At 64.0% G+C, this 21,173-nt stretch carries 19 protein-coding genes and 1 tRNA gene; 14 read left to right on the top strand and 6 right to left on the bottom strand.

The annotated features are described in order from the left end of the window. Nucleotides 1-85: 85 nt before the first annotated feature. From HU825_RS07500 to HU825_RS07490, 3 genes are all read left to right on the top strand, one after another. Nucleotides 86-1,357: a YeaH/YhbH family protein gene (locus tag HU825_RS07500; protein WP_234303230.1), complete on the top strand. Its 1,272-nt coding sequence runs from the start codon at nt 86-88 to the stop codon at nt 1,355-1,357. A 9-nt stretch (nt 1,358-1,366) separates the two neighbouring features. Further along, nucleotides 1,367-2,908, top strand: coding sequence for a SpoVR family protein (locus HU825_RS07495; RefSeq protein ID WP_234303229.1), 1,542 nt, complete (start codon nt 1,367-1,369; stop codon nt 2,906-2,908). Between the two features lie 76 nt (nt 2,909-2,984). Continuing rightward, the gene (locus HU825_RS07490) at nt 2,985-4,145 is read left to right on the top strand and encodes a tRNA nucleotidyltransferase/poly(A) polymerase-related protein (protein WP_234303228.1); all 1,161 of its coding nucleotides are present in this window, start codon (nt 2,985-2,987) and stop codon (nt 4,143-4,145) included. Here HU825_RS07490 and folK read toward each other — a convergent pair. Together folK and folB are read right to left on the bottom strand one after the other, a co-directional pair. Further along, nucleotides 4,128-4,673, bottom strand: a complete 546-nt coding sequence (folK, locus tag HU825_RS07485; RefSeq protein ID WP_054094462.1) for a 2-amino-4-hydroxy-6-hydroxymethyldihydropteridine diphosphokinase — start codon at nt 4,671-4,673, stop codon at nt 4,128-4,130. The two genes, HU825_RS07490 and folK, sit on opposite strands and share 18 nt — an antisense overlap. Beyond that, nucleotides 4,664-5,017 carry a dihydroneopterin aldolase gene (gene folB / locus HU825_RS07480; RefSeq protein ID WP_234303227.1) on the bottom strand — a complete coding sequence of 118 codons (354 nt, stop codon included), beginning with the start codon at nt 5,015-5,017 and terminating at the stop codon, nt 4,664-4,666. Before folB ends, folK begins: the two co-directional genes overlap by 10 nt. 75 nt (nt 5,018-5,092) lie before the next feature. Between folB and plsY the strand changes: the two genes are divergently transcribed. Then, nucleotides 5,093-5,662 carry a glycerol-3-phosphate 1-O-acyltransferase PlsY gene (plsY, locus tag HU825_RS07475; RefSeq protein ID WP_043298938.1) on the top strand — a complete coding sequence of 190 codons (570 nt, stop codon included), beginning with the start codon at nt 5,093-5,095 and terminating at the stop codon, nt 5,660-5,662. 48 nt (nt 5,663-5,710) lie between these two features. Here the strand turns inward: plsY and tsaD are convergent, their stop codons facing one another. After that, on the bottom strand, nt 5,711-6,736 hold the full coding sequence (gene tsaD / locus HU825_RS07470; RefSeq protein ID WP_156716177.1) for a tRNA (adenosine(37)-N6)-threonylcarbamoyltransferase complex transferase subunit TsaD: 1,026 nt from the start codon (nt 6,734-6,736) through the stop codon (nt 5,711-5,713). A gap of 197 nt (nt 6,737-6,933) precedes the next feature. On the opposite strand from tsaD, the gene rpsU reads away from it, so the two are divergent. From rpsU to HU825_RS18755, 8 genes are all read left to right on the top strand, one after another. Beyond that, entirely contained in the window at nt 6,934-7,149 is a 216-nt protein-coding gene (gene rpsU, locus HU825_RS07465) for a 30S ribosomal protein S21 (RefSeq protein ID WP_003290642.1), read from the top strand. 138 nt (nt 7,150-7,287) lie between these two features. Further along, on the top strand, nt 7,288-9,231 hold the full coding sequence (dnaG, locus tag HU825_RS07460) for a DNA primase (RefSeq protein ID WP_234303226.1): 1,944 nt from the start codon (nt 7,288-7,290) through the stop codon (nt 9,229-9,231). Between the two features lie 67 nt (nt 9,232-9,298). Next, entirely contained in the window at nt 9,299-11,155 is a 1,857-nt protein-coding gene (gene rpoD / locus HU825_RS07455; RefSeq protein ID WP_054094459.1) for an RNA polymerase sigma factor RpoD, read from the top strand. Between the two features lie 112 nt (nt 11,156-11,267). Next, nucleotides 11,268-11,344, top strand: a tRNA-Ile gene (locus HU825_RS07450). Nucleotides 11,345-11,582: 238 nt separating this feature from the next. After that, nucleotides 11,583-13,373, top strand: a complete 1,791-nt coding sequence (locus HU825_RS07445; RefSeq protein WP_234303225.1) for an SLC13 family permease — start codon at nt 11,583-11,585, stop codon at nt 13,371-13,373. Between the two features lie 102 nt (nt 13,374-13,475). Next, entirely contained in the window at nt 13,476-14,753 is a 1,278-nt protein-coding gene (locus tag HU825_RS07440; RefSeq protein ID WP_234303224.1) for a bifunctional O-acetylhomoserine aminocarboxypropyltransferase/cysteine synthase, read from the top strand. A 78-nt stretch (nt 14,754-14,831) separates the two neighbouring features. Further along, nucleotides 14,832-15,266 (top strand): thioredoxin TrxC, encoded by a 435-nt coding sequence (gene trxC / locus HU825_RS07435; RefSeq protein WP_043298850.1) that lies wholly within the window; start codon nt 14,832-14,834, stop codon nt 15,264-15,266. Between the two features lie 237 nt (nt 15,267-15,503). Continuing rightward, the gene (locus HU825_RS18755; RefSeq protein WP_284692204.1) at nt 15,504-15,638 is read left to right on the top strand and encodes a hypothetical protein; all 135 of its coding nucleotides are present in this window, start codon (nt 15,504-15,506) and stop codon (nt 15,636-15,638) included. Between the two features lie 16 nt (nt 15,639-15,654). Here the strand turns inward: HU825_RS18755 and HU825_RS07430 are convergent, their stop codons facing one another. Continuing rightward, the gene (locus HU825_RS07430) at nt 15,655-17,508 is read right to left on the bottom strand and encodes an Lnb N-terminal periplasmic domain-containing protein (protein ID WP_234303223.1); all 1,854 of its coding nucleotides are present in this window, start codon (nt 17,506-17,508) and stop codon (nt 15,655-15,657) included. A gap of 67 nt (nt 17,509-17,575) precedes the next feature. Beyond that, nucleotides 17,576-18,064, bottom strand: a complete 489-nt coding sequence (locus tag HU825_RS07425) for a DUF3015 domain-containing protein (protein WP_008568296.1) — start codon at nt 18,062-18,064, stop codon at nt 17,576-17,578. A 269-nt stretch (nt 18,065-18,333) separates the two neighbouring features. Here HU825_RS07425 and HU825_RS07420 point away from each other — a divergent pair, with 269 nt between their 5' ends. Continuing rightward, nucleotides 18,334-18,759, top strand: a complete 426-nt coding sequence (locus HU825_RS07420; protein WP_077682686.1) for a hypothetical protein — start codon at nt 18,334-18,336, stop codon at nt 18,757-18,759. Nucleotides 18,760-18,807: 48 nt separating this feature from the next. On the opposite strand, the gene HU825_RS07415 is transcribed toward HU825_RS07420, so the two are convergent. Beyond that, on the bottom strand, nt 18,808-19,707 hold the full coding sequence (locus HU825_RS07415; RefSeq protein WP_043298843.1) for a LysR family transcriptional regulator: 900 nt from the start codon (nt 19,705-19,707) through the stop codon (nt 18,808-18,810). Nucleotides 19,708-19,851: 144 nt separating this feature from the next. Between HU825_RS07415 and HU825_RS07410 the strand changes: the two genes are divergently transcribed. After that, nucleotides 19,852-21,132 (top strand): MFS transporter, encoded by a 1,281-nt coding sequence (locus tag HU825_RS07410; protein ID WP_043298841.1) that lies wholly within the window; start codon nt 19,852-19,854, stop codon nt 21,130-21,132. Nucleotides 21,133-21,173 lie beyond the last annotated feature (41 nt).

The following is a 21,173-nucleotide window of genomic DNA, read 5'->3' as shown; positions in this document are numbered from 1 at the left end:
CAGCCCGCGCGGACGGTGCACCTGACCGGCCGCGCAGGCTTGCGGTCTGCAGCCTGAGAAGCCTGCAGTTGGCCGGAGGGCCCTTATGAGCTACGTCATCGACCGTCGTCTGAACGGCAAGAACAAGAGCACGGTAAACCGCCAGCGCTTCCTGCAGCGTTACCGTGGGCATATCAAGAAGGCGGTGGAGGAAGCCGTCAGCCGGCGTTCCATCACCGACATGGAACACGGCGAACAGATCAGCATTCCGGGTCGCGACATCGACGAACCAGTGCTGCACCACGGCCACGGCGGCCGCCAGACCATCGTCCATCCGGGCAACAAGGAATTCATCGCCGGCGAACGCATCCCGCGGCCGCAGGGCGGCGGTGGAGGTGGCGGCAGCGGTCAGGCCAGCAACACCGGCGAAGGCATGGACGACTTCGTGTTCCAGATCACCCAGGAGGAATTCCTCGATTTCATGTTCGAGGACCTGGAGCTGCCCAACCTGGTCAAGCGCCACCTGGCCGGCACCGAAACCTTCAAGACCGTGCGCGCCGGCATCAGCAACGAAGGCAATCCGTCGCGCATCAACATCGTGCGCACCCTGCGTTCGGCCCATGCACGGCGCATCGCGCTGTCGGGCAGCAGCCGCACCAAGCTGCGCGAGATGAAAGCCGAGCTGACCCGCCTGCTGCTGGAGGAACCGGACAACTTCAACGACATCAAGGCCACCGAGGCCGAGATCGAACGCCTCAGCGCACGGATCAACCGCGTGCCGTTCCTCGACACCTTCGACCTCAAATACAACCTGCTGGTCAAACAGCCGAACCCCAGTTCGAAAGCGGTGATGTTCTGCGTGATGGACGTGTCCGGCTCGATGACCCAGGCGACCAAGGACATCGCGAAGCGCTTCTTCATCCTGCTGTACCTGTTCCTCAAGCGGAACTACGACAAGATCGATGTGGTGTTCATCCGCCACCACACCAGCGCCAAGGAAGTCGACGAGGAAGAGTTCTTCTACTCGCGCGAGACCGGCGGCACCATCGTCTCCAGCGCGCTGAAAATGATGCAGGAGATCATGGCCGAGCGTTATCCGGCCAACGAATGGAACATCTATGCCGCGCAGGCTTCGGACGGCGACAACTGGAACGACGACTCGCCGTTGTGCCGCGACATCCTGATCAACCAGATCATGCCGTTCGTGCAGTACTTCACCTACGTCGAAATCACCCCGCGCGAACACCAGGCGCTCTGGTACGAGTACAACCAGGTCGCCGAGGCCTTCGCCGACTCCTTCGCCCAGCAGCAGCTGGTCAGCGCCGCCGACATCTATCCGGTGTTTCGCGAGCTGTTCCAGCGGCGCATCAACGCCTGAGGAGATGCCATGAAACGACAGCCCATCTCCACCGGCTCGGAATGGACCTTCGAGCTGATCCGCGCCTACGACCGCGAGATCGGCCGCCTCGCCGAACGCTACGCGCTGGATACCTACCCGAACCAGATCGAGGTGATTACTGCCGAGCAGATGATGGACGCCTACGCCTCCGTCGGCATGCCCATCGGCTACCACCACTGGTCCTACGGCAAGCACTTCCTCAGCACCGAGAAGGGCTACAAACGTGGGCAAATGGGCCTGGCCTACGAGATCGTGATCAACTCCGATCCCTGCATCGCCTACCTGATGGAAGAAAACACCATCTGCATGCAGGCGCTGGTCATCGCCCACGCCTGCTACGGCCACAACAGCTTCTTCAAGGGTAACTACCTGTTCCGCACCTGGACCGACGCCAGCTCGATCATCGATTACCTGGTGTTCGCCAAGCAGTACATCACCCAGTGCGAGGAGCGCCACGGCATCGATGCGGTGGAGGACCTGCTCGACTCCTGCCATGCGCTGATGAACTACGGTGTGGACCGCTACAAACGCCCCTACCCGATTTCCGCCGAGGAGGAACGGCGCCGGCAGAAGGAACGCGAGGAGCACCTGCAGCGGCAGATCAACGACCTCTGGCGCACCATTCCCAAGAGCGCCGGCAAGGGTGACGAGGCCGACGACGGCAAGCGCTTCCCGGCCGAACCGCAGGAGAACATCCTCTACTTCATCGAGAAGCACGCGCCGCTGCTCGAGCCGTGGCAGCGCGAAGTGGTGCGCATCGTGCGCAAGATCGCGCAGTACTTCTATCCGCAGCGCCAGACCCAGGTGATGAACGAGGGCTGGGCCACGTTCTGGCACTACACGCTGATGAACGACCTCTACGATGAAGACCTGGTCACCGACGGTTTCATGATGGAATTTCTCCAGGCTCACACCAGCGTGATCTACCAGCCCGGCTTCGACAGCCCGTACTACAGCGGTATCAACCCCTACACCCTGGGTTTCGCCATCTACAGCGATATCCGCCGCATCTGCGAACAGCCCACCGAGGAGGACCGCCGCTGGTTCCCCGACATTGCCGGTAGCGACTGGCTGACCACGCTGAAATTCGCCATGCAGAACTTCAAGGACGAGAGTTTCATCCTGCAGTTCCTCTCGCCCAAGGTCATCCGCGACCTCAAGCTGTTCAGCATCCTCGACGACGACCGCAAGGACGACCTGCTGGTGCCGGCGATCCACGACGAAAACGGCTACCACGTTATCCGCGAACTGCTCGCCGCGCAGTACAACCTCGGCAACCGCGAGCCCAACGTGCAGGTCTGGAGCGTCGACCGCCGCGGCGATCGCTCGCTGACGCTGCGCCATCAGCAGCACGACCGCAAACCGCTGGGCAGGTCCACGGACGAGGTGCTCAAGCACCTGCACCGGTTGTGGGGATTCGACGTGCACCTGCAATCGATGCAGGGCGAACAGGTAGTCAACGCCCATCACATGCCGCCGCAGCCCGAACCGGAGGCCGAAAGCCGCTTCCCGGGAATGAATTTCGCCTGACGACGGCACCCGCGCCGCCCCCGCGAGATGGCGGGGGCGCGCTAATCCTTTATCCTCCGCGCCAACGGAGGTGAACATGCAGATTTACAAGGTAGGCGGCGCCGTGCGCGATCGCCTGTTGGGCCGCGAAGTGACCGAGGTGGACTGGGTGGTGGTTGGCGCCACGGCCGAGGCCATGCAGGCGCACGGCTTCCGCCCGGTCGGCGCCGACTTCCCGGTGTTCCTGCATCCCACGACGGGCGAGGAATATGCACTCGCCCGTACCGAACGCAAAAACGGTCGCGGTTACGGGGGGTTCGTCTTCCATGCCAGCCCGGATGTCACGCTCGAGCAGGACCTGATTCGCCGCGATCTCACCATCAATGCGATGGCCGAGGACGCCGAAGGCCGGCTCTACGATCCTTACGGCGGCCAGCGCGATCTTGACGCGCGACTGCTGCGACACGTATCCCCGGCCTTCGCCGAAGATCCGCTGCGTGTGTTGCGGGTGGCGCGCTTCGCTGCCCGCTATGCGCCGCTGGGCTTTCGCGTCGCCGAGGAAACCCGCGCACTGATGGCCGATCTGGCCGCGTCCGGCGAGCTGCAGGCACTCACCCCCGAGCGCAGCTGGAAGGAAATCTCCCGCGCACTGATGGAGCCGCGCCCCGACGTGTTCATTCAGGTGCTGCGTGATTGCGGCGCGCTCGGCGAACTGTTTCCTGAACTGAATGCGCAGCTCGCACGCTCGGCCAGCGCGGCGCAGCAGCTGCTTCTGACCCTGCGCGAATGCGCGCTCGACCAGCAGCCACTGCCGGTACGCTGGGCCTGCCTGCTGGCCATGCTGGACGACACGGCCATCGAGGGGTTGAATGCACGCAGCAAGGCACCGCGGGACTGCCAGGAGCTGGCCTTGCTGGTTGGTCACTTCCACGATGACGCCAGCCGCGCGGCCGAACTGACGTCTGCCGAGCTGTTCGAGCTGTTGCAGCACTTCGACATCCAGCGGCGCCCCGAGCGCTTCGAGCTGTTCCTGCAGGCCTGCGTCCTGCTCGCTCGCGGTCGCGGCGCAGCCTTTCCTCAAGCCGACTACCTGCGTGGCGCGGCGCAAGCCGTCCGCGCGGTGACGGTGCAACCGCTGATCGAACAGGGATATCAGGGCGCCGAACTGGGCGAAGCGCTCAAGCGCACGCGGCTGGAGGCCGTCGCCCGCTTCACCCGCGCTCGGACCGAGTGCGCAGCATCAGGCCGGGATGCCTGATCGCGGCTCCTGCAGCAGCTCCAGCGGCGTCAGCTCGACGCCTCGCCAGTGAAAACTCACCGGCCACAGCTGCTGGTCGATCCGCGCCTCGCGCCAGAGTTCGGCGAAGCTGCGGCCGACAGCGGGATGCCGCTGCTCGGGCACCAGCCACGCCAGTGGCCGGAGCACGAAGGCGTTCTTCAGGATCTCCGCGCGCGGCAGGCGCAGCCCGTCGAAGTCGCCGACCAGCGTGTCGTAAAGCAGCACATCGATATCCAGCGGCAGGCCCTTGCGCTCCGGCGCATAGCGACCGTTGTCCGCTTCGATGAACTTGAGCCGGCGATCCAGCTCATTGAGCGGCAGCGCGGTTTGTCCGGCCACCACTAGGTTGTAGAAATTGTCGCCCTTGTAGCCCACCGCCAGGCTCTCGAATACCGGCGAGCAACGCATGTCGGTCAGCAATTCGGCCAGCGCATCAAGGCCGGCACACAGGTGATTCTCGCGCTCGACGTTGCTGCCGAGCCCGAGCAGTACCGGAGTCAGCGGCATCCGCGTTCGATCTCCACGCCCAGTCCCCGGGCCCGCGGGTTGACCCCGGGTTTGGTCACGCGCAACCGCAGCCAGACGATGCCGAACTCCTGCATCAGGCTCGCCGCCAGCCGCTCGGCGAAGGTTTCCACCAGTTCGAAACGCGCTGCCGCGGCAAACCGATCGATCATCGCGGCGACCTTGGCGTAATCCAACGCCTTGTCCAGCTCATCCTCGGCGGCTGCCGGACGGATGTCCCACCCCAGGGTCAGGTCCAGGCGCAGGCATTGGCGAATGCCGCGCTCCCAGTCGTAGGCACCGATCACGGTGTCGACTTCCAGACCCTCGATGAAAACTGTATCCACGTAGCATTCTCCTGCGACACGACAAGCACCGGCCGCATCGTTAGACTCAGGAGCCTCCTGCCCCGGATGTATTCCATGTTCTGGCTGCTGACACTGCTCGCCTACCTGATCGGTTCGCTGTCATTCGCCATTCTGCTCAGCCGCCTGACCGGTCTGCCGGACCCGCGTGCCAGCGGCTCAGGCAATCCCGGTGCGACCAACATGCTACGCCTGGCTGGCCGACGCCTGGCCATCGCCACCTTGTTCGGCGATCTGCTCAAGGGGCTGCTGCCGGTACTGCTCGCCGCCCGCCTGGACTTGAGCGTGCAACAGCAGGGCTGGATCGGCCTCGCCGCTGTGATCGGTCACCTGTATCCGCTGTATTTCCGCTTCCGCGGCGGCAAGGGTGTTGCCACCGCAGCCGGTGCGCTGCTCGGGCTGTATCTGCCCGCCGCACTGCTGGCCGTCGTCGCCTGGCTCACCGTATTCCGCCTCACCCGCACCAGCTCGCTCGCTGCATTGATCGCCCTGCCGCTCTGCCTGCCGCTGCTGGCCTGGCAGCAACCCGGCGCGCTCTTGCCGATGAGCCTGCTGGCGGTGCTGATCGTCTGGCGCCATCGCAGCAACCTGCGTGCGCTGCGCGCCGGCCAGGAACGTCATTTCTAATAATTCGACTGACTATAGATTAGATGGCGACTACGCCCGACGCTCCCGTCAGATCGCCGGCAGCGACTCCATTGGCCAGCGCGCCTGCACGCCAATCGCCGGGCCGTCGTGCTGCCCGGCCAGCAGCCGCTGACAGCCGGCGTAGGCGATCATGGCGCCATTGTCGGTACAAAAACGCGGGCGTGCGTAGAACACCTGTCCGCTCAGCTCGCCGAGCATCGTTTCCAGCGCCTGGCGCAGCGCACGATTAGCGCTGACGCCGCCGGCGATCACCAGCGATTTCAGCCCGGTCTGCTTCAGCGCGCGCCGGCACTTGATCGTCAGCGTTTCGACGACCGCCTGTTGGAATGCCAGCGCGATGTCACAACGGGTCTGCTCCGACTCGTCGCCAGCGCCCCGGCACTGCTGCCAGGTGTTGAGGGTGAACGTCTTGAGGCCACTGAAGCTGAAATCCAGTCCGGGACGATCGGTCATAGGCCGCGGGAAGACGAAACGCCCCGGCGTGCCCTGCTCGGCCAGGCGCGCGATTTCCGGTCCGCCCGGGTAGCGCAGCCCCATCAGCTTGGCCGTCTTGTCGAAGGCCTCGCCGGCCGCATCGTCTACCGACTCACCGAGTAGCTCGTAGCGACCGATGCCATCGACCCGTACCAGCTGAGTGTGCCCGCCGGATACCAGCAACGCGACGAACGGAAACGCCGGAGCCTGCTCCTCCAGCATTGGCGCCAGCAGATGGCCTTCCATATGATGCACGCCCACGGCAGGTACGCCCCAGGCCAACGCCAGCGCCTGGGCGCAGGACGCGCCGACCAGCAGCGCACCGACCAGCCCCGGCCCGGCGGTATAGGCCACCGCATCGATCTGCGCAGCCTCGCGGCCCGCCTCGGCAAGCACTTGGCGGATCAATGGCAGCATACGCTTGACGTGATCACGCGAGGCCAGCTCCGGCACCACCCCGCCGTACACGCGGTGCAAATCGATCTGGCTGAACAACGCATCGGCCAGCAGGCCCTGCTCGCTATCGTAAAGCGCGACCCCGGTCTCGTCGCAGGATGTTTCCAGCCCCAGCACCAGCATGGGTTCAACCTTCCACGGAGGCGAATGAAGCCGTGCATATTAATCGCCACGGCCGGCGACCGACCAGCGCTTTTCGCTCGCAGGCTTTGCATTCCCGGCGTTCAGGGGTTAACATCCGCAACCCTTAAAACCAGCGTGCTTGCGAGTCATTTGCCGAAGCGCGTTGCCACCGGTAATCAAGTGAAGGTACGTCCTGGATGCCCGCTGTCAAAGTTAAAGAGAATGAACCCTTCGACGTAGCCCTGCGTCGCTTCAAGCGCTCCTGCGAAAAAGCCGGCGTGCTGGCCGAAGTCCGTTCGCGCGAGTTCTACGAGAAGCCGACTGCCGAGCGCAAGCGCAAGGCTGCCGCTGCAGTCAAGCGTCACGCCAAGAAAGTGCAGCGCGAGCAGCGCCGCAGCGTCCGCCTGTACTGATCCGGTACAGCTGACGCAGCATAAAGCCCGGCTTAGGCCGGGCTTTGCATTGAACAAGACTCCGCTTCGCCGGTCGGCGAATGATCGGAGTTTTTGTCATTTCCGGGTCGAACATCACGAGCGCACCCCGAGACTGTTATGGCCGGTCTGATTCCGCAATCCTTCATCGATGACCTGCTCAATCGCTCCGACATCGTCGAAGTGATCGGCTCGCGCATCCAGCTGAAGAAAGCCGGCAAAAATTACACCGCACGCTGTCCATTCCATAACGAGAAGACGCCGTCCTTCAGCGTCAGCCCGGATAAGCAGTTCTACTATTGCTTCGGCTGCGGCGCCGGTGGCAACGCGCTGGGCTTCGTCATGGACCACGATCACCTGGACTTTCCCCAGGCGGTCGAGGACCTGGCCCGCCGCGCCGGCCTGGAAGTCCCGCATGAGGACAGCGGACGCAGCCACAAGCCGCGCCAACCGGTCGACTCGCCACTCTACCCGCTTCTTGCTGCCGCATCCGACTACTATCGCCAGGCCCTGAAAAGCCATCCCGCACGCAAAGCGGCTGTGGAGTATCTCAAGGGCCGCGGCCTGTCCGGCGTGATCGCCCGCGATTTTGGTTTGGGTTTCGCCCCGCCAGGCTGGGACAACCTGCTCAAGCACCTGGGCGGCGATGCGCTGCAGCAGAAGGCCATGATCGATGCAGGCCTACTGATCGAGAACGCCGAAAACGGCAAGCGCTACGATCGCTTTCGCGACCGCGTGATGTTTCCCATCCGCGACAGTCGCGGCCGTGTGATCGCCTTCGGCGGCCGGGTCTTGGGCGACGATAAGCCCAAGTATCTGAACTCGCCGGAAACTCCGGTCTTCCACAAGGGGCAGGAGCTCTACGGCCTGTTCGAGGCACGGCAGAGCAATCGCAACCTCGACGAAATCATCGTGGTCGAGGGTTACATGGACGTGATCGCGCTTGCCCAGCAAGGCCTGCGCAACGCTGTGGCGACCCTTGGCACCGCCACCAGCGAGGAGCACCTCAAGCGGCTGTTCCGCCTCGTACCCAGCGTGCTGTTCTGCTTCGATGGCGACTCCGCCGGACGCAAGGCGGCCTGGCGTGCCCTGGAGGCGACTCTGCCGAGCCTGCAGGACGGACGTCGCGCACGCTTCCTGTTCCTGCCCGAAGGCGAGGACCCGGACAGTCTTGTACGCGCCGAAGGCACCGACGCCTTTCGCGCGCGAATCAACCAACACGCCCAGCCGCTGGCGGACTACTTTTTCCAACAACTAAGCGAAGAGGCCGACCCACGCTCGCTCGAAGGCAAGGCCCATCTCGCCACGCTGGCGGCGCCGCTTATCGAAAAAGTACCCGGCACCAATCTGCGCACCCTCATGCGCCAGCGCCTGGCGGACCTGACCGGACTGACCGGCGAGGCGCTGCAAACCATGGCCGTGCCGGTGACGGATGCAAACGCCACCGCCACGCCCTACGACGACAGCTTCTATTACGACACCAGCACGGGCGACCACGACAATTACTTTACCCCGGACTCTGGCCAGTCCTCGCTCGCGCCCAAGAAGCCGACGAAGGAATGGAAAAAGGACTGGAAAAAACCGGGGCAGCGGCCAGACTTCAAGCCACGCGGACCGCGCACGCCAACCACGGTCGAGCCACCAGCACTGACCACCCTGCGCACGCTGCTGCATCACCCGGAACTGGCACAGAAGGTCGAGGATGCCAGCCATTTCGCAGCCGAAGACGACACATACGCCCAGCTGCTGGTAGCTCTGCTCGGCACACTGCAGAAAAATCCCCGGCTGCGCAGCCTGCAACTGATCGCGCGCTGGCACGGCACCGATCAGGGGCGACTTTTACGTGCACTGGCCGAGAAAGAATGGCTGATATCGGCCGATAACCTTGAACAACAATTTTTCGACACCATTAACACCCTTGCCGCCAGACAGCGCGAACGCAGCCTCGAACTGCTGTTGCGCAAGGCCCGCCAGGGCGCGCTCAGCACCGAGGAAAAAGACCAGCTGCGTCACCTCCTGAGTCGCGACAGCACACCCGCAACAACGACCTCAACTGGCGCGTGAGGTCTTAGCTCGGCTATAATGCTCAGCTTGTTTTCAGCCCGCCAGAACCTTCAGTGGATAGGGTTATATGTCCGGAAAAGCGCAACAGCAGTCCCGCCTCAAAGAGTTGATCCAGCGTGGCCGTGAGCAGGGTTACCTGACTTACGCAGAGGTCAACGACCACCTACCGGAGGATATTTCCGATCCGGAACAGGTGGAAGACATCATTCGTATGATCAACGACATGGGCATCAACGTATTCGAGGTTGCCCCGGATGCCGATGCCCTGTTGTTGGCCGAAGCCGACACCGACGAAGCCGCCGCCGAAGAAGCTGCCGCTGCGCTTGCCGCAGTGGAAACCGATATCGGCCGCACCACCGATCCCGTGCGCATGTACATGCGCGAGATGGGCACCGTCGAATTGCTGACCCGCGAAGGCGAAATCGAAATCGCCAAGCGTATCGAGGAAGGCATTCGCGAGGTGATGAGCGCCATCGCTCATTTCCCCGGCACTGTTGACGGCATCCTCGCCGACTACGAGCGCGTGACGAACGAAGGCGGCCGCCTTTCGGACATCCTCAGCGGCTACATCGATCCTGACGACGACGGCGCTGCCGGTGCACCTCAGGAAGTCGAACCCGTCGCTCCACAGGTCGCAGCCAAGCCGGTTGCCGACGATAAGGACGATGACGAGGAAGAAGACTCTGACAGCGAAGAGGAAGAAGGCGACGGTGGCCCCGACCCGGAAGTCGCCCGCGTACGCTTCGGTGCTGTGGCCGAGCAGCTGGAAAAAGCCAAGAAAGCGCTGAAAAAGCACGGACGCGCCAGTCAGCAGGCCATCGACGAGCTCGAGGCGCTGGCCATCCTGTTCATGCCGATCAAGCTCGTACCGAAACAGTACGACGCCCTGGTCGAACGCGTTCGCGATGCACTGAACCAGATTCGTGCTCAAGAACGTGCAGTCATGCAGCTGTGTGTGCGTGATGCGCGCATGCCGCGCGCGGACTTCCTGCGCCAATTCCCGAGCAATGAAACCAATCTTGCCTGGGCCGAAGAACTGGCCGCGGGCAAGAGCAAGTACGCAGAAGCGATCGGTGCCCGCAAGGAAGACATTCAGCGCTGCCAGCAGAAGCTGATCGAGCTGGAACAGGAGTGCGAGCTGGCGATTGCCGACATCAAGGATATCAACCGTCGCATGTCCATCGGCGAGGCCAAGGCCCGCCGTGCGAAGAAGGAAATGGTCGAGGCCAACCTGCGCTTGGTCATCTCCATCGCCAAGAAGTACACCAACCGCGGCCTGCAGTTCCTCGACCTGATTCAGGAAGGCAACATCGGCCTAATGAAGGCGGTGGACAAGTTCGAATACCGTCGCGGCTACAAGTTCTCGACCTACGCCACCTGGTGGATTCGCCAGGCGATCACCCGCTCGATCGCCGACCAGGCGCGCACCATCCGCATCCCGGTGCATATGATCGAGACAATCAACAAGCTCAACCGCATTTCCCGTCAGATGCTGCAGGAAATGGGCCGCGAGCCCACGCCCGAAGAGCTGGGCGAACGCATGGAGATGCCCGAGGACAAGATCCGCAAGGTCCTGAAGATCGCCAAGGAACCGATCTCCATGGAAACACCTATCGGCGACGACGAAGACTCGCATCTGGGCGACTTCATCGAGGATTCCGCCATGCAATCGCCGATCGACGTGGCGACCGTGGAGAGCCTCAAGGAAGCCACCCGCGAAGTTCTCTCCGGCCTCACCGCTCGCGAAGCCAAGGTGTTGCGTATGCGCTTCGGTATCGACATGAACACCGACCACACCCTCGAGGAAGTCGGCAAGCAGTTCGACGTCACCCGCGAGCGTATCCGCCAGATCGAGGCCAAAGCACTGCGCAAGCTGCGCCACCCGACGAGAAGCGAGCATCTGCGCTCCTTCCTCGACGAGTGAACCTGAACCCCCGGCCCGCCGGGGGTTTTATTTTCTGCACCAGCCTCACCGACAGCTCCCGTTGCGCGTGGCACATTGACAACGGCATCGGTATAATCCGCCGCTCCTTCTGGGGCCTATAGCTCAGTTGGTTAGAGCAGAGGACTCATAATCCTTTGGTCCACGGTTCGAGTCCGTGTGGGCCCACCATCTTTAAGCCGCGCATTGCGCGGCTTTTTCGTTTTCTGCCCGTAATCCATCCTCATCGCCAGCACCTCATACATGCAGCCGCGACGTCGTCGACCTCGCCCAAAGCAGCCAAATAACCAAAACGAATATAAACAGCAGTATTGGTTTCTGGACTCTCTAAACCGTGGCCACTATCGTGCGCGCGGGGTCGCCGGGGCGGCCTGTCGCTTTTGCTCATCGCCACGCTTTAAGGATCTCCATGCTTTCGGAATCGCTGCCGCTGCTGTTCGTCTGCGCTCTGCTGGTTTGGGTGCTGGTCGCGTTCGTTCGCGAAACCTGGAGCCCGGATATCGTGGTGGCGATCGCGGTGGCCGTGCTGTTGGCGACGCAGCTGCTCAGCCCAGGCGAGGTACTGAGTGTGCTGTCCAACTCCGCCCCGGTGACCATCGCCTGCATGTTCATTCTCTCCGCCGCGCTGGAGCGTACTGGCTGTATCGATGCGCTAGGCAACTGGCTGGGTGATCTGGTCGGTGACAGCCCCACGCGCGTGCTGGCCGGGCTGATGATCACCGCGCTGGTGGTGTCCGCTTTTCTCAACAACACCCCGGTCGTGGCCATCCTCACGCCGGTGGCGATTGCGCTGGCCAAGCGCGCCAGCAGTTCGCCATCGAAGCTGCTGATCCCTCTGTCCTACGCCACGGTGCTCGGCGGCATGCTGACAATGATCGGCACCTCGACCAACATCCTCGTCGACGGTGTCGCACGCAAGGCCGGCCTGGAGCCATTCGGCATGTTCGAGATCACCCCCGCGGCGCTGGCCTTCTGCGCGGTGGGTTTCGTCTATCTGATGCTGTTCAGCCGCCGTCTGCTACCGGATCGGGAAACCCTGTCCAAGCAGTTGCGCCCGGATCTGGACCGCACCTTCATGAGCGAGCTGCGGGTGCCGTATACGTCGCCGATGATCGGCAGGACGCTGAGCGAGGCCAATCTCAATGGCGGTAGCGGTCTGCAGGTGCTGCAGGTAAGCCGTGACGATCAGCAGATCAGCCGTCCCGAGCACGATTTCGTCCTGCAGGCCGGCGACCTACTGGTGCTGCACGGCCAGGTGCGCAACGTGGTCGATCTGCGCGAAAGCGGCCACCTCAGCTTCAACCGCGGCGATGCCTTCGAGACCGTCAGTAGCCAGGACCTGGTGCTGGCCGAGGCCATCGTCGGTCGTGGTTCGCGCTACAGCCACCGGCCGATGCGCGATCTCGACCTCAGCGCACGCTACGGTATCAACGTGCTGGCCGTGCATCGCCAAGATGCCAACGTCAGCGGCAACCTCGACGACTTCGAGCTGCAGTTCGGCGACGTCATGCTGGTCGAAGGCACTCCGGCGCAGATCAAGCGCTTCGCCGACAATGGCGAGCTGATCAGTCTCAACGCCGTGCAGGAGCGCGCCTACCGCCGCGACAAGGCGCCGATCGCCATTCTCGCCACGCTGGCGGTGGTGATTCTGTCCGCCTTCCGCTTCATGCCCATCGAAGGCCTAGCGATCATCGCCGGCGCGGTGGTGCTGGCCACTCGCTGCCTGGATGTCGAAGATGCTTACAAGGCGGTCGACTGGAAGGTGCTGAGCCTGATCTTCGGCATGCTGGCGATCAGCATCGCGATGGACAAGGTCGGTCTGGTCGATCTGGTGGTGGCCAAGACCATGACCGCACTGCCCGACGCCAGCCCGCTGCTGATGCTCGGTTTCGTCTACCTGCTGACCACCATCCTCACCGAGATTCTGTCCAACAATGCCGTGGCGGTGCTGGTCACGCCGGTGGCCATCGGCATCGCCCAGAGTCTCGGTCTCGATCCGCGGCCGTTCGTGGTGGCCGTGATGTTCGCTGCCAGCGTCAGCTTCGCCACCCCCATCGGCTACCAGACCAACACCTTCGTCTACAACGCCGGCGGCTACCGCTTCAGCGACTTCATGCGCATCGGTATCCCGTTGAATCTGTTGATGGTCGGGGTCGCGATCGTGGTCATCCCGCTGGTGTGGCCGTTGCACACGGCCTGAGCACCGAGCCCTTAATCCCGTGCCGCTTGCGCTGAGTCATTGATCCGGCGCGCATTCCGTTTCAAGCTCCGGTTTTTCGTCGAACAACAACAGGAGCGCGACATGAAACTGGAAACCTTGGCCATCCACGCCGGCTACAGCCCGGACCCGACCACCAAGGCGGTCGCCGTACCGATCTACCAGACCACGTCCTACGCCTTCGACAATACCCAGCATGGCGCCGACCTGTTCGACCTCAAGGTGCCGGGCAACATCTATACGCGCATCATGAACCCCACCACCGATGTGCTCGAACAGCGCGTCGCGGCGCTGGAAGGCGGGGTTGCCGCGCTGGCGGTAGCGTCGGGGATGGCGGCGATCACCTACGCCATCCAGACCATCGCCGAAGTCGGCGACAACATCGTCTCGGTGGCCAAGCTCTATGGCGGCACCTACAACCTGTTCGCCCATACCCTGCCACGCCAGGGCATCGAAGTACGCTTCGCCCCCCACGACGACATCGCCGCGCTGGAAGCACTGATCGATGAGCGCACCAAAGCGGTGTTCTGCGAGTCCATCGGCAACCCGGCCGGCAACATCATCGATATCCAGGCCCTGGCCGGCGCCGCGCATCGCCACGGCGTACCGCTGATCGTCGACAACACCGTCGCCACGCCGGTGCTCTGCCGCCCCTTCGAGCACGGTGCCGATATCGTCGTGCACGCGCTGACCAAGTACATGGGCGGCCACGGCACCAGCATCGGCGGTATCGTCGTCGACTCCGGCAAGTTCCCGTGGGCGCAGCACAAGACGCGATTTCCCCTGCTCAACACACCGGATGTCTCCTACCACGGTGTGACCTACACCGAGGCCTTCGGCCCGGCGGCGTTCATCGGCCGCTGCCGTGTGGTGCCGCTGCGCAATATGGGCGCGGCGATCTCGCCGTTCAATTCGTTCCTGATCCTGCAGGGTCTGGAAACCCTGGCGCTGCGCATGGAGCGCCACTGCGAGAATGCGCAGAAGGTCGCCGAGTTCCTGCAGGCCCACCCACAGGTGGCCTGGGTGAAGTACGCCGGGCTGGCGGACCATCCCGAGCACGGCCTGGCGCGCCGCTATATGGGCGGTCGCCCGGCATCGATTCTCTGCTTCGGCATCGTCGGCGGCATGGAAGCCGGCGCCCGCTTCATCGACGCGCTGAAACTGGTCCTGCGCCTGGTCAACATCGGCGACGCCAAGTCGCTGGCCTGCCACCCGGCAAGCACCACCCACCGCCAGCTCAACGCCGAGGAACTGGCGCGCGCCGGCGTCTCCCAGGACCTGATCCGGCTGTCGATCGGCATCGAGCATATCGACGACATTCTCGCCGACCTCAGCCAGGCGCTCGAAGCCGCCCAGGCCTGACCGCCGCCCGCGGCGCGATCCTTGATATCGCGCCGCGCGGCTCCACATTATTCGGCATACCGCCTGTGGAGCCTCGCCATGACCGAGTCACTGATCATTCCCTGCGCACACTGCGCCGGTCTCAACCGGATTCCCGCCAACCGCCTGCACGACGCGCCGCATTGCGGCCGCTGCAAGGCCGAAGTCCTGCCGGACAAGCCCTTCGACCTGCAGCAAAGTCAGTTCGCCAGCCAGCTCAAGGGCGACTTGCCCTTACTGGTCGATGTCTGGGCCAGCTGGTGCGGCCCGTGTCGCAGCTTCGCCCCGACCTTCGCCGAAGCCGCCCGCCAGCTGCAGGGCCGCTGCCGCCTGGCCAAGCTCGATAGCGAAGCCAACCCGCAGCTTTCTACGCAGCTGGGTATCCGCTCGATTCCCAGCCTGCTGCTGTTTCGCGACGGTCGTGAGGTGGCTCGCCAAAGCGGCGCACTGCCATTGCCGCAGCTGCTGACCTGGCTGCGCCAGCACGGCATCTGACCGCAGGTCCGGAGCGCCTGAACGATCAGGACGGCGATTTGGTCCACCGCACAGATCCATCTGTCCGGAGACGCCCTCATGTTCGGCAATACCAACCGCACGTTTGAAGTGAACTACATCTACCAGAACGATCCGCGCGCATAGGTCATCGAGTCGCAGGACGAAAGCCTGTCGAACGCCACGGCCGCTGCGCACCTGATCCGCCTGCATCATGCCGATGCGGAAAACGGTCTGGTGATGCCTGAAGCGGATGCCGCTGGCGAGGAGCTGCTCAGGCAGGCAGAGATTCTCGGCATCACCGATATCCGCGTGACCCGGCTGGTGCACGAGCACGCGCCGGGCACCACGCCGGGCCACCATCAACAGCCCTGATACACCTGCCGCCGCTTCAGTAGAAATACCAGCGCAGCTGAACCTGAAACTCCGTTTCCGGTTCGCCACGGTGACTGAAGCTGCGCTCAAGGCCGACCCGCAGGCCGGCGGTGTCACGCAGCTCGAACTGCTGAGCGAGGCTGATCCGCCGCCGCACCTCGCCGTTGTGGAAGTAGTCGCCGCGCGCCTCCAGCAGCAAGTTGCCGGCGCCGTTGCGCCAGAGCAGCCCACTGTCGAAGCCCGCTGCCGGACTGATCACCGCGCCGAATTCCGGATGGTGCTCCAGGCGCGCGGTGGCCAGGGCGAAACCGAGCAGATCCTCGCGCAGCTGCCAGGTGAAGCCGCCGCCGCCATTAAGATGACCGACGAGCCGATCGTCGCCGTCGCCCTCGGCAATCCGCTCCAGCCCCGCCGCGATCTGCCACGACCACGGCCGCAGCAGCGGCGTGAGTGGCGTCAGCGAGCGGATTCCAGCCAGGTCCAGCCGCTGCAGCTTCCAGTGGTTGCCCTCGTACTGACGCAGACGCAGCTGCGCGATCTCGATCTGTGCGCCGAGCGGGAAGCCTTCCAGGTTGTCGATCAGGTCGTGATAGGCCATGCGCAGCCCGTATTCGGCGAAGGCCCGCTCATCGCGGCTGCCGACGCCGAACTGCAGGGTGCGCGATTCATGGCCGTTTTCCGGCAGCACCGGGCGCTCGACGTCCAGGCGCGGCGGCGGGTTGCGATTGATCGCCTGCAGCAGACGGTAACTGTGCGCGGCATTCGCCGGATCGCGCTCCTCACCAGTCACCCGGTAGCGCACCAGGCGATAGGCGCCGTCCTGAATCAGTGCCCGCCGCTCGCTCGGCAGCGCCTGGAAATCGTCCCGTTCGAGCTGCTGAGGATCGTCGGCCAACTGGCGTACCCAGCGCAGCTCCTCGCTCTCGAGCGGTGCGGTACGGGTCAGCAGTTCACGCTCGCGCGACGGCCGATAGTCGATGTCGGCGACCAGCCCGGCGTCGATCACCGCGCGCACGGTATCGGCCGGAATGGCGGTCAGCGGGAACTGTGCAGTCAATCTCAGGCCGGGCCGGGCAACCTCCAGCAGTTCAAGCAGACGGTAGGAACAGTTCTCGTCGAAGAAGAAGTAGTCGAAGCGAATCTGCTTGAGCTCCCAGACATGCTCGAGCATCCGGCCCGTCTCGTCCGGCGTCAGATTCAGCCGGTACTCCCACAGATCGCGATTCTCCAGGCGGCTGTATTCGCCGATCTTCTCGCGGTAGGGCAAGAGCGAGAACAGCCCGGGATAACCGCCCATCAGGCCCTTCCACGCATAGAGGACGCTGTTGTCCATCCCCTCGATGTAGGCGCCGAAGTTGAGTGCCGAACTCAGCAGCGGACTGCCCTGGGTATCGATATCGGCCTGATCGATGCGCAGCAGCGTGTGGCCGAACATCGACGACGGACTGTTGAGATAGGCCGCCGGAAAGACCAGCACGGTACTGTGCGGCGCGACTTCGGCAAACCAGGTGCGGAACTCGTCGCACTCGACCGGCGGCAGATCGGTGAGGCTCAGCCGCTCGCGCAACCAACGCGTGCGCGCCGGGAAAACACACTGGGCATGACGGTCGCCCGCGCTCGCCGGCGCGTAGAGCGCGGCAAGGGTTGCCGCCAGCTCGGCAGCCGGGTCGTGTTCACCACCGTCGGCCAGGAAGAAATCGTCGTCATCGACATAACTGCGCCAACCGCCCAGCTTGCCGCGCTCGTAATGTCCGAGCGAGCGCCAGTAGGGCTCGTCGGCCAGTGATCGCAGCGTGGAATCGTCAGGTGGGGCAGCCAGCACGAGGGGGCTCGCGCTACACAGCGCCAGCAGTAGCAGGGGTCGAAGCATATTCGGCCAATGGCAAGCAGATACGAAAGTGCCCGCCGGAGCGGGCACGAGAGAAGGAACGTGAAACTCAGGCCTGCTCGGCGTACTGGGCCAGGCGAGCGTCCTGCTTGAGCACCGCCAGAGTGGCGGCATGCACCTGCTCGGCGGTCACGTCGGCGGAGCTGAAGATCTCGTCGAAGTGCGCCTGGGTGACGCTGGCGAAATGCGCGCGATCCTCGGGCTTGATGCCGAGCACGACGGCGTAAGTGGTCAGAGCCTCACCTTCGCCCATCGCCATGTCTTCGGACAGCTCGGTCATGATGCTGCCCAGCACGATCATGGACTTGCCGTTGTACTGCAGCGCGCCATCGGTCGAGCAACCGTTGGTGCCGGAGGTCATGCCGAAGGTGGCGTTACCGGAGGTGCCGTTGGTGGTCGAGGCTACCAGGTGGGATGGCAGGCCGCGCTGGCCTTCGAACAGCATATTGCCCCAGCCGCAACCTGGGCCACCCGGTGCGGTAGCGAAGGCACTGGCCGAAGCGGAGAGGAGAAGGGACGCTAGCAGAATCCGTTTCATGATCGTTCTCTTGTGCGTGAGGGAAAGGCCGGCGCCCTCGCCGGCTACGTTGTAGCTTTGGCAGAGTGACGATCGGTGTCAAGCCACAAAGGCCTTCGCTGCTGAATGGTTCAAGCTAAAGCGGTTGCAGCCATGCATCCACCCCTCGTCGGCGCACACCAAAAGAGCAGATACCTGCGCAAAGTCATGTCAAATTGATATCACTGCATGATAGCTTCCGCGCCGCGCGTCACGGAGCGCGTATGAATAACAGACAACAAGGAGCTGTCGTGAAACTCACCCCTATCCTTCTTGCAGGTGCGATCCTGGCTACCACCGGCTGCGCGAGCGGCCTGAATTCGTATCAGGAATCCGAGCTGCGCCACTTCGAAGCCGCCGGCCTGGCGGTCGAGGAAAAGAGCCCTGCGCTGGGTACCGCGCTGGGTCTGCTTCCCGGCGGTGGTTCGTTCTACGGTCGTGAGTACGGCCTTGGCGTGGTCAACCTGCTGTTCTGGCCGCTTTCCATTCTGTGGGATCCGGTCAGTGGCCACAGCGCCGCGGAAACCATCAACTACCACGCCACCAAGCATCACGTCAGCAAGTTGGAAAATGGCGAGCTGGACAAGCTGGAAGACCAGCTGGCACAGAACCAGATCGACATGACCCAGTTCACCCTGCAGAAGCGCAAGATCGAAGCGAAGTACCGCTACAACTGACCGTGCGCTCCGTGCCGGCCCTCAGCCGGCACGGACTCTCACCGCACGCTAGCGGGCGGCAAGCGCCTCACGCGTGACCAGGTCGATGAAGGCGCGCGTCAGCGGTGACTGCTCCTGACGGCGCTTGACCAGCCAGACGGCGGTGGTCGCCTCCTTGTCGAGCACGGTCCGAAATGCCACACCGTCAATGCGGATACGCTGGAACGACGCCGGCAGCACCGAAACCCCCAGCCCCGCAGCGACCAGACCGATGATGGTCAGCGCCTCGTTCGCCTCCTGGGCGATGCGCGGGTTGAAGCCGGCTTGGCGCGCCAGGTTGAGCAACTGGTCGTAGAGTCCGGTGCCGTAGCTGCGCGGAAAGAACACGAAAGGCTCGGCGGCCAACTCGGCCAGCCAGATCCCCTCCTCTCTATCGCTCGCCAACGGGTGCCCGGCGTGCATCAGCGCCACCAGGGGTTCGCTGAACAGCTCCGTGGTCTGCAGGCCGGCCGGCAGCGCGAACGGGCGGATCATACCGACCTGCAGCGTCTCGTCCTGCACCGCGTCCACCACCTGCTTGCTGGTCATCTCCTGCAGCGCCAGGTGCACGGCCGGAAAGGCTTCGCGGAAGGCCAGAATCGCCCGCGGCAGAATCGAGGTGAACGGCGCCGAGGAGGTGAAACCGATCTGCAGCTCGCCGATCTCACCCTGATTGGCGCGGCGCGCCACATCCACCGCCTTGTCGACCTGCGCCAGCGTGCGGCGGGTTTCCTCGAGGAACAGCCGGCCGGCGTCGGTCAGCGAAACCCGGCGGTTGGTGCGATCGAACAGACGCACCCCCAGCTCGGCTTCCAGCGCCTGGATCTGCTGGCTCAGCGGCGGCTGGGAAATGCGTAGTAACTCGGCTGCACGGCCGAAGTGCAGCTCCTCGGCCACAGCGACGAAATACCGCAGGTGGCGTAGCTCCATGACAACCCCATTGATTCGCCAGTCATATTGATTGGGTCGAATAATATATTGGAAACATTAAATAAAGCTCCCTATCGTTCTCTTCATCAGCCTGCTACCCCGACGCCCGAATGTCGAGCGGGTGAACGACAGCGAGAATCGGCGATGAACAGTTTCCAGAGCGCGACCGGCGAGTCGGCTCAATCCCACGCGCAGCCCTCCACCGATGCCGTGGCCCACGACGCCTTCACCGAAAAGGGCACGCCACGCTTCACCCGCACCGTGCTGGCGCTGTTCGCTGGCGGCTTCGCGACCTTCGCCCTGCTCTACTGCGTGCAACCGTTGATGCCCATGCTGTCGCAGGCGTTCGCCATCAACGCGGCGCAAAGCAGCCTGGTGCTGTCATCCTCGACCATCACCCTGGCGATCGGCCTACTGATCACCGGGCCCATCTCCGATGCCATCGGCCGCAAACCGGTGATGGTCACCGCGTTGCTGGCCGCCGCCCTGTTCACCCTGCTCAGTGCCGTGATGCCCGGCTGGCACGGCGTGCTGTTGATGCGTGCCCTCGTCGGGCTGGCACTGAGCGGGCTGGCGGCGGTGGCGATGACCTATCTGAGCGAGGAGATTGATCCACGGCACCTCGGCCTGGCGATGGGCCTGTATATCGGCGGCAATGCGATCGGCGGCATGAGCGGCCGGCTGATCAGCGGCGTGCTGGTCGATTACCTGCCGTGGCAGAGCGTGCTGGCGGTGATGGGCGGGCTGGCGCTGCTGGCCGCGCTGCTGTTCTGGCGCTTTCTGCCCGACTCGCGGCACTTCCGCGCGCGCCCGTTGCGCCCGCGCGGGCTGGTGCAGGGCTACACCATGCACTTTCGCGACGCTGGCCTGCCGTGGCTGTTCCTGCAGGCGTTCCTGCTGATGGGCAGTTTCGTCACGCTGTTCAACTACATCGGCTACCGGTTGATCGCCGCGCCGTTCGAACTCAGTCAAACGCTGGTCGGCCTGCTGGCGGTGGTCTACCTGTCGGGCATCTACAGCTCGGCGCAGGCCGGTGCGCTGGCCGACCGGATCGGCCGGCGCAAGGTGCTCTGGGCGATGATCGTGCTGATGCTGGGCGGGCTGGGGCTGACGCTGTTCGATGTGCTGGCAACGATCCTGCCGGGCATGCTGCTGTTCACCTTCGGCTTCTTCGGCGCGCATTCGGTGGCCAGCAGCTGGATCGGCCGTCGCGCCACTCAGGCGCGGGGCCAGGCGTCGTCGCTGTACCTGTTCGGCTATTACCTGGGCTCGAGCATCGCCGGAACGCTGGGCGGGCTGTTCTGGCATGCCGGCGGCTGGACCGGCGTAGGCCTGTTCATCGCCGCCCTGCTGCTGGTCTCGCTGCTGGTGGCGCTGCATTTGGCACACCTGCCGGCCACGCCGGAGAACCGCGCACGCGGATAGCAAAACGCCCCGCATGAGCGGGGCGTTTCGTCCAGCGCGAC

It is taken from the genome of Pseudomonas phenolilytica, assembly GCF_021432765.1.
Lineage (GTDB): Bacteria > Pseudomonadota > Gammaproteobacteria > Pseudomonadales > Pseudomonadaceae > Stutzerimonas > Stutzerimonas phenolilytica.
Note: the sequence above shows the minus strand (reverse complement) of the source record. Positions and strands in the feature narration are given on the sequence as shown.